The following is a 15,035-nucleotide window of genomic DNA, read 5'->3' on the forward strand; positions in this document are numbered from 1 at the left end:
ATGAAATTTTTATTATTCATTGCTTTCGTAGTAATTATTTTATTTTTGAGGAGCTATATCATTCGTCATATTTTCACACCGAAACTGAAAGAGGATAAAAAATATCCGAATTCTACTTATGAAAACATTGAAATTGAGCTTGGTATTGGGACAATTCGAGGATGGCTTATTAAAAGTGAGAGAGCAAGAGGTTGCTTTCTACTGGTACACGGATGGAGCTCTAATAAATCAGACATGTTACGTTATGTCGATCCTCTATTAGCTAGCGGTTATGACGTCATAATTGTGGATGTTCTTGGTCATGGGCAAAGTGATTCAATACAAAAACAAGTGAGTATTGAATCGTTTGTCCAAAGTATCACATCCATGATTGATTATGTGGGGGAGAGGCCAGATATTAATAGTAAAGCAATCTATGTTTTAGGGCATTCAATGGGAGGGACAGCTGCAAGTATTGTGAATGCCACTGATTCGAGAATAAAAGCGCTTATTACCGATTCAATGCCTACATCATTAAAAAATATTAGCAAATCAATGGCTGGAAACGTCACACTACCTTATATTCCATTTGGCTGGCTATTGATCAGTTGGTTTTTATTACGAGGAGGTGTTTTTTCAAAAGCTAGAAGAGAATGGTATCTAGAAAAAATATTGAAAAACCAACAGTCTCCAGCTCTTGCTATACACTCTATTCAGGATCAAAAAGTGCCGATTTCAAATGTGGATGTCCTATTAAATGATAGCAACTTTAAACAAGTAATTAAAGTTGAAACAAAAGGTCATCACAATTGTATAAAAGATAACTATTTTTGGGATAACGTTTTTCATTTTATAGCAAGCAATAAGGAGGATGTAGTAGATGAAGTATAGTGATACGCTTGTGATTGGTGCAGGTCCAGGAGGATATGTGGCGGCTATTCGCGCTGCTAAAATGGGGCAAAACGTAACGATTGTAGAGAGAGAGTATTTAGGAGGAGTTTGCTCAAATGTCGGTTGCATCCCGTCAAAAGTGATGATTTCAGTAGGTCACCGTTTTGAGCAAGCAAAGCATTCAGATGATATGGGTGTTGTTGCACAAGATGTAAATATTAACTGGACAAAAGTGCAACGATTCAAAAAAGGCGTAGTTTCTAAATTAGTAGACGGTGTTGAACGTCTATTAATAGGCAACAAAATCGATATTGTGAACGGTGAAGCATACTTCGTAGATGCAAATACTGTACGTGTCATCGACGGCGCCAACGTACAAACTTACACATTCAAAAATGCAATCCTTGCAACAGGTTCTCGTCCGGTTGAAATTCCAACATTGAAATTCACTGAACGCGTAATCAACTCAACTGGTGCACTTTCTTTATCAGAAGTACCTGAAAAATTAGTTGTCATCGGTGGTGGTTACATCGGTACTGAGCTAGGTTCTGCTTACGCTAACTTAGGTTCTCAAGTAACAATCATTGAAGGCGGCAAAGACATCTTAGCTGGTTTTGAAAAGCAAATGACACAAATTGTGAAAAAAAGCTTAAAGAAAAAAGGCGTAGAAGTTGTTGTTGGCGCATCAGCTAAAGGCGTAGAAGAAAATGATAAGGGTGTAGTTGTAACGTATGAAGCTGGCGGAGAAGAGAAAACAATTGAAGCTAACTATGTATTAGTAACTGTAGGTCGTCGTCCAAATACAGATGAAATGGGTCTTGAAGCAGTAGGCATCGAATTCGCAGAACGCGGGTTACTAAAAGTAGACAAACAATGCCGTACTTCAGTACCAAACATCTATGCAATTGGTGATATCGTATCTGGTCCGCAACTTGCGCATAAAGCATCTTATGAAGGTAAAGTAGCAGCAGAAGCCATCGCAGGCGAAAAATCAATCGTAGATTACTTAGCAATCCCAGCTGTATGCTTCACAGATCCAGAACTTGCAACTGTTGGTTACAACGAAGAGCAAGCAAAAGCAGAAGGTATTAAAGTGAAAACAGCGAAATCCTCATTCGCAGCAAACGGTCGTGCATTAGCTTTAAACGCAACAGAAGGTTTTGTGAAACTTGTTGCACGTAAAGAAGATGGCTTATTAATCGGTGCTCAAATCGTAGGTGCTGGTGCATCTGATATGATCGCTGAAATGGGTCTTGCGATCGAAGGGAGTATGACTGCAGAAGATATCGCATCAACAATCCATGCTCACCCAACTTTAGGTGAGATTACAATGGAAGCTGCAGAGGTAAGTATAGGGAGACCAATTCATGTTGTGAAAGCATAATAGATATACTTCGAATGCCGAAATGATTAAACTATTTGTTAATATAAATAGGAATATCCATAAATCAGAACCTGTTTTGATCAATCTTTGTTCAAAATGGGTTCTTTTCATTTGCTAAATCAATGTTTGAAGAATAATTTAAATCAACCTTTATTCCAAAGCAACATCAGATTGCCCTAATAGTAAGGTTGGGGTTTTAGACCATGTGACCAATACCTATAATCAAGTCATTTGTAGTGGAGCAGCAACTATAGTAATACATAGAGATGAAGTTTTATTAGAGAAATATCAAGGTCAACAGTCTAATACTCATAATGCTAGACTAGTCCAATGTGACACTCAATTTCTCGAAAGGGTTAGAGAAGGTTCAATATATTATGTTTTCCCAGGCGGTGGAATAGAAGAAAGAGAAACACCTGACCAAACTGCTAAAAGGGGGGCTTTAGAGGAATTAGGAGTGCAGGTAATATTAAAGAATGTATAGCTAAAGTTAATTTTAATGGAATTCAATACTTTTTTACTGCAGAAATCATTGATGGAACTTTCGGTACTGGAACAGGTGAGGAATACTCGGATGAAACTAGAGATAGGGAGACGTAGGAAGACTATTTTCTATTGATGTTAGACCAAAAGAGGTTGCATTAAAAGTAGAAACCTTATTTAAGTAACGAGTTAGCGTTAGTAGCTAGTTGCCTTTTTCCCTATCGATTCTATCTGCAACAATCAGGCGCTATTCTGAAAAAGTTGATAAATTAACATTGATTGCTGAACAGTACAACCTTACTCCGAAGCAAACGTACTCATTGCCCATCTGTTCGTTTTGGAATTCCAAATTGGAGCGTTATTTTCTTTAGCTGATTCTGTGATCATTCGGTCGTCGATCATCGGATATAATGGCATTTGAAAAGCTATGTTTATGTCTCCTTTATCCCGGACATAAAGAGAAAGGGCAGCGGTCGATCCTCCTCCAGCACTCTCCCCACTGACAATGAGCTGATTAGATCTGATGCCTAGTTCTGTTGCATGGTGCTTCAATTGATAAACGATAATCAGGGGCTATAACTACACAATCACTCGCTTCAATTAATCGTTTGTAAGTGTCTGCGAACAATTCGGGCATCCCCTGTGCATAACCTCCACCATGCAGCCAAAGGACTCCAGGCACATCCTTTTTTGCATTAAGCGGCTTATAACAGATACGCAATTTTGTGCCATCCTCACGTGTAATCCACTCTTCATTAAAGTGTAATCCTTCAATTTCTTTTCCTTTCCGTTTCTCCATTTGTTTATTGATGGTATGTATGAATTTTATGTACTTGACCTCATTGGATTTCTTTATTAAAAGGTTATAGAGTTTTCCTCTAATACGCAGTTGTTTATCAATCATCTTATTAGTAACTCTCATACGCTCAACCATCCTCCTCGTAGTAAAGGTTATCGAAAAATCATGTAAGGCGGTTGAGGATGCTATTTTATGTTAAATGGAACATCAAAATCCAAGGAATGTTCTAAAAAAAAGATTGCCTATACTACCTAGCAAAGCTAGATGTGTAAGCAATCTTTTTATGTTTCGGCAGCCTCCTATAGAAGGAATTGCTCATTTACATGTCTTAAATATGCATTTAGTGAACCCTGCACAGCTCTCTTCGTGCAGATCCAAACTGGTTTTTCTCCTGAGTAGACGTTCGGGAAGACACATTGATTAGTCTACTTGCTCACCAAATTTCTTCCCGAATTCTTCCATCAAATCGATAATCGGCATGAATTCTTCGCCTTTAGAGGTTAATGAATATTCAACACGAGGAGGTACCTCTGGAAAAACCTTCCGATTAATTAAACCATCTGATTCTAATTCCCGAAGTTGTTTTGTAAGAGAACCTTGGGAAATATCCCCTAAAAAAGTTTTAATTTGATTATAACGACGTTCTGTAGGTTTTAAGAACCAAAGAATGAGATATTTCCATCGTCCGGAAAGTATATTTTGGGTATAGGCAATCCCGTATACTTCTCTTTGTTCCTTTATAAATTCTTTTTCAAATCCTTCTGTACATATTCTAGCCATCTTTTCACCTACTTTTTGCTATTAAGTACAAAAAAATGTACTAAGGCAATTTTTATTGCCTTCTTTAAAAAAATGAGAATTAGCTTTATTGTAGTGTATGTAACAAAATTACTCAATACAACAAGTTGGTAGGGAAACGAATGTAATAAACAGAATCTGAACATTTCAGTGTGAAACAGGTGATGTGAATCCAGGGTACTATCTTATTGTTGGGTTCATACTATTGACCTTCTATCTAAATGAATTCAGCCCATTATAATGTGAGTAGTTCCCTTAAGATAAATAGACAGCAGCATTTTACCATGATATAGTTAGCCTACTAAATATATTATGATTAGCGGAGGCTTATCTATGAACAATAAAGTTGATTGTGATATTCGTCAGTCGTTAGATAAAATTTCGTTTCAAACGCGTCGAAATTATAGTGAAAGTCTTAGAGAACTTAATCTTTACGTAGGCCAGGATAATTTACTCTCTCGTTTGTGGTTAGGTGATGGAATAACACAAATGCAACTATGTGAACATTTAAAATGCGAGCCGCCTACGGTAACTAATATGGTTAAATCACTAGAGCAAAATGGGTTCATCTACCGTAAGCGCGATGAAGAAGATGCAAGGGTTATGCGAATTTATCTAACGGACAAAGGTAAAGAATTAGAGAAACCGGTTGAGTTTAAATGGAAACAGGAGCAAGAAAAATTATTGCATTCGATTTCAGCGGAAGAACGTTTATTATTAAGGGAACTTATGAAGCGAATGGAGAGAAACCTGTTCTAAGTTTTCTCTATGTTTAATATTTAGCATGCTAAGTATTAGGTGCTTCTATATCGATTATTTACTAGCTTGGTAATCATTAGTAAATTATTTAGCAAGCTAAATATTATTTAGTTTTCTTCGTTCTACTAAAATGCGATTGGAATAATCTACTTTAGGTTCGTTTGGTTACTTGAATCCTATTTTAAATAAAGGAGAAGAGATACATGAATAAAAGAAAAGAAATGCAACTAGCTCTACAAATGGTTTCTGGGTACGGAGTCGAATTCAGCGCTTGGAGAATGCCTGGTACCGACCCAGCAGCTTATATAAATACGGATAGTTATGTGGAGCGGGGTAAAATAGCTGAAAAAGGAAAATTTCAAATGATCTTCATCGCCGATACTCCTGGATTATCCAATGACTTAGGTCTTCAGTCTCCGATGCACCCGATGGATCCTATGTTAGCACTAATGGCTGTAGCCAGGGAAACGAAACATATTGGGCTTGTTGCTACCCTCTCAACGACATTTAATTATCCATATAACGTAGCACGTCAGTTCAAAGCACTAGATGTGATAAGTCATGGAAGAGTAGGGTGGAATGCCGTCACCACATCTCACCCAGCAGCTGCAGCAAACTTTGGTTCTCAGATTGCCAGTCGCAAAGAACGATATGCCATGGCTCATGAATCCGTACAAATTGTTCAAGCGCTGTGGGGGAGTTGGGAATCAGACGCTTGGACGTTAGATGTAGAAGGCGGAACATTTGCCGACATGGACAAAATTCAGCCTATCAACCTTGAAGGGCAGCATTATGCATCTCGTGGTCCTTTACCAATCCCCCCTTCTGAGCAAGGTCAGCCCGTTATTTTTCAAGCAGGCGGAGGAGAAGAAGGCTTAGAATTGGCGGGGAGGTACGCTTCTGGTGTCTATGCAAATCCTTATGATATAGAGTCTGCTCGAGAACACAGGAAAGCGCTTCGACAAAGTGCTGCTCGTTTTGGCAGAAATCCCGATGACATCAAAATGTTTACAGGTTTTATTTTTTCCCTAGCCTCTACAGAAGAAGAAGCGTTGGAACGGCGAAGACAGCTGATGAGTTTTAATCCTGAGGAGATTCCAAGCAGGGTAAGTTATCTCGGTTCCATGGTTGGTTTATCACTATCGGTGAACACGGTAGATATTGATCAACCGGTAGCAACTGATATGTTGAAAAAAGCATATGCCAACCCAATGGATCCCCGTTCCCACAGAGCTTTACAGCTGCTGAAACAAGGGATATCCATTCGGGATGTCCTTGCCCGCGGGGTTATTAACTATCATCCGGTTGTGGCAGGTACCCCCGTACAAGTTGCTGACTTCTTGGAAGAATGGTTTTTAGCCGGTGCATGTGACGGCTTCTCTGTTGTTCCGGATATAGCCTATGATGGAGTTGCTGATTTTGTAGACATGGTGGTCCCGATTTTGCAGGATCGCGGTTTGTTCCATAAGGAGTATGAAGGAAACACACTTCGCGAAAATATGGGAGTTCCTTATCAATACGGAAGGCTGGAATAGTTAAAAATTAATAGAGGAGAGGTCCAAATGAATAATACACTTGAATTACTTCTTAATCATACGTCCATTCGTTCTTTTACCAATCAACCACTGACAGAGGGACAGCGGGATGAAATATTTAAGGTAGCTAATCAAACGTCTTCGTTCAGCCTTTTACAAGCCGTTTCTATCATCAGAATTACCGATAAAGAGCTTCGGAAAAAAATAATGCAACTATCTGCCAATCAACCTTATATTGAAGATGCTGCTGAGTTTTGGATTTTCTGTGCAGATTTTAACCGGAATCATCAGATTGCTCCAAAGATAGACCTTGAGTATATTGAATACCTTTTAATAGGATCATTCGATGCTGGAATTATGGCTCAAAATGCTCTAACTGCAGCTGAATCAATGGGACTCGGTGGTGTATATATCGGTGGAATAAGACTTAATATTACAGAATTGACTGAGATACTAAATTTACCAAAACATGTGGTTCCTCTAGTTGGTCTATGCATCGGCCATCCTGCTGGAGAGAAACCTGAACTAAAACCACGTTTACCTCAATCAATGGTAATGTTTGATAATCAGTATCAACCACTGGATGAAGAAAAGTTAAGAACTTATGACGAACAGATGCGCGAATATTACCGAAATCGTCCTAGTAACGCACCTTTCACAGTTAAGAAAGTAAATGGTTGGACAGATCATATTGAGGATCATTTAGAAAGAAGCAGACTGCCCTTCATGCTCGAATATTTAAACAAACAAGGCTTTGCTCAAAAGTAGATAATTTTTTAACGGTTTGGCACTTATTGTTAAGCGTTTTATGTGGGTGGTTTGATAACAGGCGCTAAAAATTACAATGTTTTACAGATTGATTATAAAAAAGGAGTTGTTTTACATGAACAAAAAAGTACGAGCAGGTATTATAGGTGGATCAATTAATAACGGATGGGCTAGAGGGACACATATACCAGCAATGGAGCATCTGAATGAGCTTGAACTTAAAGCAGTTGGGACAAGCAATATGGAGAGTGCCAGGAAAAGCGCTGATGCTTTCAAGGCAACTCATGCTTTTGATAAAGTGGAAGATTTGGCTCAACATTCTGATGTGGATATGGTTGTCGTTAGCATCAACGTAAAGGAACATTATGATGCAGTAAAAGCTATTGTTCCTGCTGGAAAACCGATTTATTGTGAATGGCCTTTGGGATCAAATACCACTGAAGCGCTCGAAATGCAGGATTGGGTGGAGTCCCGACAATTGACCAATGCGATTGGATTGCAGGCCAGACAGGCTCCAGCCATCAATTATGTGAAAGATTTGTTAGCGGAAGGCTATGTTGGAAAAGTTTTGTCAGCCAATTTAAAGATCTCTATTGATGGAATGGGGGGCGTGGCTGACAAGGCTAATGCGTACCTATTTGATCGGAAGATAGGAGGGAACCTGCTCACTATTGTAGGCGGACATAATCTTGATGCATTTACCTATATGCTTGGAGAATTTAAAGAGCTTTCAGCTGTCACGGCGCAGCAATTCCCTGAAGTCGAATTGGTGGATATCCAAAAAGTCATTAAAAAAACGACAGATGATCAAATACTGATTGCAGGAAAATTGACCAACGGTGCAGCAGCTAGCGTTCAAATACAAGGGGGAGTTAAGCACCAAACAGGGCTTACTCTTGAAATTTTCGGAGACAATGGAACAATCGTACTCAATGCACCTGCTTCCATTCAATTTGGATCACACCAATTGCGAGGTGCAGGTCCTACTGATCCAGAACTTCATGAATTAACGATCCCAGATGCTTATTACTGGGTACCAGATTCGCTTAAAAACGATGCAGGGTTTGTTCTGAATGTCGCTCAGGCGCACAGTAAGTTTGCTAAAGATATACAAGGAGGAACATCCCAAACACCTAGTTTTGCGGATGCAGTAAAACTTCATCAGCTGCTTGATGCAGTGGAAAAAGCAGCACAAACTGGAGAACGTCAGTATTTATAAAACCTCTTAGGATTTATGCGATTAAATGACCGCAATTTTTAGAAGGGGCGGTCATTTCCTTTTATGAAAGGAAAGATCAGTACAACTGTAGCGAGGGGAAGGTATGAGTTCATGCGCGGATTATGCTGAGTTTCCCAAATCGTGTAGGGATATATATATCTGAATTTTTATTTAGAAGGAGTATAATCAATGAATTCAAGAATGAATGAACAAAATTTAAGATTATCTATATTAGATTTTGTTCATATTTATCAGGGCAGTAATTCTACTGAAAGTCTAAAGAATTCAACAAAGATGGTCCAATTAGCCGAGAAGTTGGGGTATACCAGATACTGGTTTACGGAGCACCACAACACGACTAGTCAAATTAGTACAGCTCCAGATCTGTTAAGTGTTCATGCAGCTTCACACACTAAAAATATACGTGTAGGTTCTGGGGGAATTATGTTACCTAACCATAGTCCCTTTAAAGTCGTTGAAAACTTTACCTTACTTGAAGCTTGGACGGATAGATCTTGGAATAGGAAGAGCTTCTGGAACTGATGGAGTGACTGCGTGGGCCTTACAGCGGTCACGGGAAGCTCTTGCCGCCAATGATTTCCCGGAACAGTTGGAGGACTTACTTTCATTTTTTTCTCGAGACTTTCCAAAGACTCACCCTTTTAGTAATATTACACCCCCGGGTGATCAATCGTTAGTGCCAGATATTTATATGTTAGGTTCCAGCCAGGGCGGCGTACAGTTCGCTATAGATAAAGGGCTCGGTTTTGTGTTTGCAGCCCACTTAGCACCTAGATTAGCTATTCCAATGCTTCGTTTATATCGTGAAAATTTCAATCCATCTATCTATATGAAAGAGCCAAAAAGCATGTTAGCAATTGGAGTCATTTCAGCAGAAACAGAAGAAGAGGCAAAATATTTGGCAGGACCATTGGAATTAATGTGGGCAAGAATGGCAACAGGTTCACGAGATCTTTCATTTCCAACGTTGGAAGAAGCCCAAGCCCATATCTATTCACCGGAGGAAGAGGCTGCTCGAAATGCTAATAAAGATCGGTTTGTGATTGGGGGTGTCAATGACGTAGCTCGCCAATTAAGGCAGATGGCAAAAGCAGCCTTAGTTGATGAAATCATGATAGCTGATTTTTATCCTAGTCAAGAAAGCAGACTAAAAGGATACCAACTACTGGCAGAAGAATTTGATCTAAAATCTAAATAGCGAACAAGTATAGAATGAAAAGAAGGTGGAATTAATGAAAGAAAAAAACAACTTAAAATTGGAGCGATTGTAGATGGAGTAGGTTTTAATTACATGGGTTGGCGTCACCCAGCTATGCCAGCTAATGCCAGCGAGAGCATTGAATACTATGTACAAAAAGCTAAAAGATTAGAAGAAGGAAAGTTTGACATGATCTTTTTAGCTGACGTCAGCCATATTGGAACGGGTATGATTCCACATTATCTCAGTATGTTTGAAGGTGTAAGTATTTTATCGGCCTTAAGCATGGTGACTCATTCAATTGGGCTTACTGCAACAATTGCAACTTCCTATGCGGATCCATTCACTGTTGCCCGTCAAATGGCTTCTCTTGATAAAATCAGTAAGGGCCGAGCAGGATGGAATGCCGTCACTTCTAATCCAGGAGGACTAGCAAATTATAGTCGCACTCATTTTACTAAAGCAGACTTGTATCCAATGAAAAAAGAGTTTTTAGAGATTGTCGAAGGTCTTTGGGACTCCTATGAGGATGACGCTTTTATACGGGATAAAAAAAGCGGAGTATTCTTAGATCCACGAAAAATGCATGCTCTAAATTATAGAGGAAACTATTTTTCCGTGGATGGTCCGTTAAATATTAGCCGTTCCAGACAAGGAAGACCGGTTATTTTTCAAGCCGGTACCTCTCCGGATTTCATGAATATTGCCTCGAAGCATGCCGACGGTGTATTCATTGGTATTGAAGTGTTAGAGGATGCTAAAGCATTCAGTAAAGAGTTAAAAAGAAGAGTAACCTTAGAAGGCCGTTCGCCTAATGATTTGATGATTATGCCGTCACATAACCCGATTGTAGGACGGACAGAAAAAGAAGCAGAAGAAAAATTTCAAGAGCTGCAGTCACTAATGCCTATCTATCGAATACCAAAGCCGAAATTTTTTGGTTCTGCAGAAAGAGTAGCAGAACAAATACAAAACTGGTACGAGGCAGGTGCGATGGATGTATTGCTGATAAGACAAGAGCACCCTTCAGGATTTGATGACTTTATTGATTTAGTCGTTCCTATTCTACAAGAAAAGGGAATTTTTCGTAAGGAATATGAATCAAACACTTTACGTGGTAATTTGGGTTTACCTTATCCCCCAAATAGATACTCACTAGAATAAGAAAGCCGGGAACTAAAGCGAACTATATTTTATTTTGATTAACTATTAAAAAATTTATGGAATTACAAATTTATTTCATAATCACAACTTAGAATATTGATTAGGTAAACTCTAACAGTATCTCACCCATTTATTTTTGGATTACATTGGGGACTTATTCCAATCGCCATTAATTTTCTTGTGAACGATCGGTATAATGCCTTGATTGTACTTAGTTAATGGTTGCTATCATATTTCTAACAAAGGTTTTTTTATTAGAAAAACATTGCTTTTAATGGTAAGCGAGTGGGTTTTTTATAACGAGAAGAGAATAATAAGAAGAAAAATATTTTTATGAGGTGATGAGCAATGACAGTTAAATTTCCAGAAGGATTCCTATGGGGCGGTGCAACTGCTGCTAACCAACTAGAAGGTGCATATCAAGAGGGTGGAAAAGGGCTTAATTTAGCCGATGTACTACCTGGAGGAAAAGAGAACAGATTAAAGATTTTATCATCGACTGGATTTGATTTTGATATCGACGAATCAAAATATACGTATCCGAATCACGTGGGTATTGAATTCTATCATCGCTATAAAGAAGATATTGCCTTATTCGCAGAAATGGGATTCAAAACGTTTCGTATGAGTATTGCTTGGTCTCGTATTTTTCCAAACGGTGATGAATTAGAGCCAAACAAAGAAGGACTAGCTTTCTACGACCGCGTGTTTGATGAACTGGCAAAATACAATATTGAACCATTAGTAACGATCGCGCACTATGAAACCCCACTATACCTGATCAAAGAATATGGTGGATGGAGAAATCGTAAATTGGTTGAATTCTTTGAGCGTTATGTAACCGTGCTTTTTAATCGCTACAAAGATAAAGTGAAATATTGGTTAACATTTAATGAAATAAATGGTGCTACACACATGCCGTTGTTCGGACTCGGTTTTTCACCTGAAAGTGAAGGAACACGCCTTCAAGACAGTTTCCAAGGACTTCATCATCAATTTGTTGCAAGTGCCAAAGCTGTACAACTAGGCCATGAAATTATTCCTGGTTCACAAATTGGATGTATGTTGATCTATGCACCTGTTTATTCTTTTGACAGTAACCCTGAAAATGTGTTGTATGCACAGCAAGAGGCACGTATTTTCAATAATTTCTGCGGAGATGTTCAGGTTCGTGGTGAATATCCAAGCTTTATTGACCGTTATTTCAGCGAGAACAATATCAATATCAAAATGGAAGATGGAGACCTTGAGTTAATTAAAGAAGGCACGGTTGATTTCATTTCATTAAGTTACTATATGTCTCGTACTGACAAAAAGCATAAAACACCTGAAGAGATCGGTCAAGGTAATTTAATTGGTGGTGTGAAAAATCCATTCTTAGAAGCTAGTGATTGGGGATGGGAGATTGACCCAGTTGGTCTTCGTATTGCTTTAAATGAATTATATGGGCGTTATCAAGTGCCTTTATTCGTAGTTGAAAACGGATTAGGTGCCTATGATAAGGTTGAAAAAGATGGAAGCATTAACGATGATTATCGTATTGATTATCTAAGAGAACACATTAGAGCGATGGGCGAGGCAGTTGACGATGGCGTGGAATTAATGGGCTATGCTTCTTGGGGATGTATTGACTTAGTAAGTGCATCTTCCGGAGAAATGTCTAAGCGTTATGGTTATATCTATGTTGATAAGCAAGATGATGGCAGTGGTACATTTGAACGTAGTAGAAAGAAATCGTTTTTCTGGTATAAAAATGTTATTGCTACAAATGGGCAAGAACTTTAATACGGTTACTTCTTGTTTAGGATAGGCTTAGGTTGAGCGGTAGAAAATCGGGCTTAAAAAAGGAAATAAATAAAGATGGACTTCCAATTTTAAGGAAGTCCATTTCTTTTAATAATACTAAACTTGTACTTTTGAAGAGTAATTTATAAGGAAAAGGCCAGCCAGGCTTCTTGATTCATTATCAAATAGAAATTGTAAATGATATCTAGTAACATGGTGACAAATAATAAAATTTAGAAAATCCTTATGGTTGTATACTGTTTTTAAAAATAGATTCCTTTTTCTGCACAGTACAAAGATACAATTCATTAGAAAAATGATCTTCAACAATCGGGCGCAAATCTGTAATAAGAATTGCGTCCTTTCTTTGTGTATACAGCCATATTGTGGAGTAACTTTTATATTGCGTAGTATACGGATACTGTGCAATAAGAGTCGTCACTTTTATTGACCTTATGAAAGAATGTACTAAGCTAACGAGGATTAAGTTTAATAGTAGTAGATATACTTCAACAAAGAAATATGACATTTTTTTTAAAATGATGATGAAGATTACTTTATGTACCTATAAGTAATCTAAATTCTTTCGTAGAAAGATAGTAGCATTACTCTAAGAAAATAGATGTTTTTAATGTTTTTGCGACAGGATTCGGACCCTGTTAAATAAGTTTTTACCCTTTTTTGATTTTAAAAGAGGGAACACTAAAGTTATGCAGAAAACCTATATATTAGTCGAATCGAATGATGGGGGAGTTAGATGACCAGTATAACTAAAATAGAAATTAAGAAAATAAAAGGAATAGATGAAAAAAGCTTTAACTTTCGAATAATACCCAATAAACCTAATTTATTTGTAGCACCAAATGGATTCGGAAAAAGTTCTATTGCTATTGCTTTCAATTCATTAAAGAGAAATAAGATTGATTTAGAAGATGAAAATATACATAACGGATCATCGGAAGGTGATCCTTCAATTTCCATAACCTTAGATGACGGAAGAATACTAGAAGCAACGAACCAAGCTAATGAAATCTCTGATGAATTTAGTGTGTTTGTTATAAATAGCCAAATATATTCGGAAGCTAGTACCAGAAGTTTCGCAGGGCGGTCAATTACGAAGTCAAATATTGGAGTTCGACCTATTACTTTAATTAATACTATTCCAGCAAAAAAAATGTTTGCATATTCATATACTAATATGAAGACACAATTTGGTGAGTGTAGAAAATTATTGATTAATTTTAGTAGCATAATTAATGATACAAAAGTAATTGATGATGTAGGGAAAATAAAGAATTGTTTAGATAAAATGGAGCTTGTCCAGAGAAATAGAAAATTAGAGCGATTTATGGAATATATAAAAAGCGTTAGTGGTTCAAAAGAGCAACTTAAAAGTAGAATTAATGATTTTACCTTGTTAGAAGAGATTGAAGAAATAGATAATATTATTAAACTATTAGAAAAAATAGTTCCTGAGATTGAATCTGATGTAGAAAAATACATTAATGCAATTCAATTAATATTTTTATACAGGAATAATAAGGCTGATTTTAATTCCATTATAAAATATAATGAATATCTTCGAGCCAAAAATCTTTTTCAGCAAATGCTATCTTCGTTTGATGTTACATGGAAAAATATAAAACCTGAGAAAAAAGGGAATAGTTTAATATTACAATTACCAACAGCTAATTCGATATCTAATGGAGAGAGAGATGTTATTTGCTTTATTGGAAAACTATTTGAAGCCCAAAGTAAACTGGTAAAGGATAAAGGTATTTTAATAATAGATGAAATATTTGATTACATGGATGATGGAAATTTGATTGCTGTTCAATACTTTATTAATAGCTTCATTTCTGAATTTAAAAGTAGAGATAAAGAGATATATCCAATAATACTGACACATCTGGACCCACAGCATTTTAAAACTTATTGTTTTAAAGTTAAGCATACTCACTACTTAGATAGCGAAATGAATATTGTAAATAAATATAAAATAAATAATTTATTGAAAGATAGAGGGGATAATGATAATATTGCAAAATATTTTTTGCATTTTCATACCCATACCACTAATGAGAAAAATTTTTTAAAAGATAGAAATGTTGATCCTTTAGTTTTTGAAGCAACAGATTTTAGGCGGGTAGCAATAAATGAACTTGGTGTGTTTAAAGAAAATGTGAATTATGATATTGCTTTTGTATGTTGTGGCTTAAGGATAATCGTTGAAGAGAACATATACAATAAAC

The 15,035-nt window shown here is 37.2% G+C and carries 11 protein-coding genes and 2 pseudogenes; 11 read left to right on the forward strand and 2 right to left on the reverse strand.

All coding sequences use genetic code 11. From position 1 onward, the window contains the following. From ACHABW_RS21730 to ACHABW_RS21740, 3 genes are all read left to right on the forward strand, one after another. On the forward strand, positions 1–870 hold the full coding sequence (locus ACHABW_RS21730; protein ID WP_435758515.1) for an alpha/beta hydrolase: 870 nt from the start codon (positions 1–3) through the stop codon (positions 868–870). Then, on the forward strand, positions 860–2,254 hold the full coding sequence (lpdA, locus tag ACHABW_RS21735) for a dihydrolipoyl dehydrogenase (protein ID WP_435758517.1): 1,395 nt from the start codon (positions 860–862) through the stop codon (positions 2,252–2,254). The genes ACHABW_RS21730 and lpdA overlap by 11 nt, the downstream gene beginning before the upstream one ends. A gap of 205 nt (positions 2,255–2,459) precedes the next feature. Continuing rightward, positions 2,460–2,738 (forward strand): NUDIX domain-containing protein, encoded by a 279-nt coding sequence (locus tag ACHABW_RS21740; RefSeq protein WP_435758519.1) that lies wholly within the window; start codon positions 2,460–2,462, stop codon positions 2,736–2,738. Between the two features lie 296 nt (positions 2,739–3,034). Here ACHABW_RS21740 and ACHABW_RS21745 read toward each other — a convergent pair. Both ACHABW_RS21745 and ACHABW_RS21750 read right to left on the reverse strand, forming a co-directional pair. Continuing rightward, positions 3,035–3,671: pseudogene (locus tag ACHABW_RS21745) on the reverse strand (alpha/beta hydrolase). Positions 3,672–3,956: 285 nt separating this feature from the next. Further along, the gene (locus ACHABW_RS21750; RefSeq protein ID WP_435758521.1) at positions 3,957–4,316 is read right to left on the reverse strand and encodes a winged helix-turn-helix transcriptional regulator; all 360 of its coding nucleotides are present in this window, start codon (positions 4,314–4,316) and stop codon (positions 3,957–3,959) included. A 351-nt stretch (positions 4,317–4,667) separates the two neighbouring features. Here ACHABW_RS21750 and ACHABW_RS21755 point away from each other — a divergent pair, with 351 nt between their 5' ends. From ACHABW_RS21755 to ACHABW_RS21790, 8 genes and pseudogenes are all read left to right on the forward strand, one after another. After that, the gene (locus tag ACHABW_RS21755) at positions 4,668–5,093 is read left to right on the forward strand and encodes a MarR family winged helix-turn-helix transcriptional regulator (RefSeq protein ID WP_435758523.1); all 426 of its coding nucleotides are present in this window, start codon (positions 4,668–4,670) and stop codon (positions 5,091–5,093) included. 203 nt (positions 5,094–5,296) lie between these two features. Continuing rightward, positions 5,297–6,628 carry an NtaA/DmoA family FMN-dependent monooxygenase gene (locus tag ACHABW_RS21760; protein WP_435758525.1) on the forward strand — a complete coding sequence of 444 codons (1,332 nt, stop codon included), beginning with the start codon at positions 5,297–5,299 and terminating at the stop codon, positions 6,626–6,628. 27 nt (positions 6,629–6,655) lie between these two features. After that, the gene (gene nfsA, locus ACHABW_RS21765; protein WP_435758527.1) at positions 6,656–7,396 is read left to right on the forward strand and encodes an oxygen-insensitive NADPH nitroreductase; all 741 of its coding nucleotides are present in this window, start codon (positions 6,656–6,658) and stop codon (positions 7,394–7,396) included. A 115-nt stretch (positions 7,397–7,511) separates the two neighbouring features. Continuing rightward, positions 7,512–8,615 (forward strand): Gfo/Idh/MocA family protein, encoded by a 1,104-nt coding sequence (locus tag ACHABW_RS21770; protein ID WP_435758529.1) that lies wholly within the window; start codon positions 7,512–7,514, stop codon positions 8,613–8,615. 201 nt (positions 8,616–8,816) lie between these two features. Beyond that, positions 8,817–9,834: pseudogene (locus tag ACHABW_RS21775) on the forward strand (LLM class flavin-dependent oxidoreductase). 30 nt (positions 9,835–9,864) lie between these two features. Next, entirely contained in the window at positions 9,865–10,998 is a 1,134-nt protein-coding gene (locus tag ACHABW_RS21780; protein ID WP_435758537.1) for an NtaA/DmoA family FMN-dependent monooxygenase, read from the forward strand. A 348-nt stretch (positions 10,999–11,346) separates the two neighbouring features. Continuing rightward, positions 11,347–12,783 carry a glycoside hydrolase family 1 protein gene (locus tag ACHABW_RS21785; protein WP_435758531.1) on the forward strand — a complete coding sequence of 479 codons (1,437 nt, stop codon included), beginning with the start codon at positions 11,347–11,349 and terminating at the stop codon, positions 12,781–12,783. Between the two features lie 757 nt (positions 12,784–13,540). After that, on the forward strand, positions 13,541–15,035 hold a 1,495-nt coding region (locus ACHABW_RS21790), incomplete at its 3' end, for a hypothetical protein (RefSeq protein WP_435758533.1).

This window comes from Salipaludibacillus sp. CF4.18 (genome assembly GCF_051262595.1).
Lineage (GTDB): Bacteria > Bacillota > Bacilli > Bacillales > Salisediminibacteriaceae > Salipaludibacillus > Salipaludibacillus neizhouensis.

Excerpts from the sequence above, each read along its gene's own strand:
- ACHABW_RS21730 (WP_435758515.1), top strand. The coding sequence starts at position 1 with ATGAAATTTTTATTATTCATTGCTTTCGTAGTAATTATTTTATTTTTG.
- lpdA (WP_435758517.1), top strand. The coding sequence starts at position 860 with ATGAAGTATAGTGATACGCTTGTGATTGGTGCAGGTCCAGGAGGATAT.
- ACHABW_RS21750 (WP_435758521.1), bottom strand. The coding sequence starts at position 4,316 with ATGGCTAGAATATGTACAGAAGGATTTGAAAAAGAATTTATAAAGGAA.
- ACHABW_RS21755 (WP_435758523.1), top strand. The coding sequence starts at position 4,668 with ATGAACAATAAAGTTGATTGTGATATTCGTCAGTCGTTAGATAAAATT.
- ACHABW_RS21760 (WP_435758525.1), top strand. The coding sequence starts at position 5,297 with ATGAATAAAAGAAAAGAAATGCAACTAGCTCTACAAATGGTTTCTGGG.
- nfsA (WP_435758527.1), top strand. The coding sequence starts at position 6,656 with ATGAATAATACACTTGAATTACTTCTTAATCATACGTCCATTCGTTCT.
- ACHABW_RS21770 (WP_435758529.1), top strand. The coding sequence starts at position 7,512 with ATGAACAAAAAAGTACGAGCAGGTATTATAGGTGGATCAATTAATAAC.
- ACHABW_RS21785 (WP_435758531.1), top strand. The coding sequence starts at position 11,347 with ATGACAGTTAAATTTCCAGAAGGATTCCTATGGGGCGGTGCAACTGCT.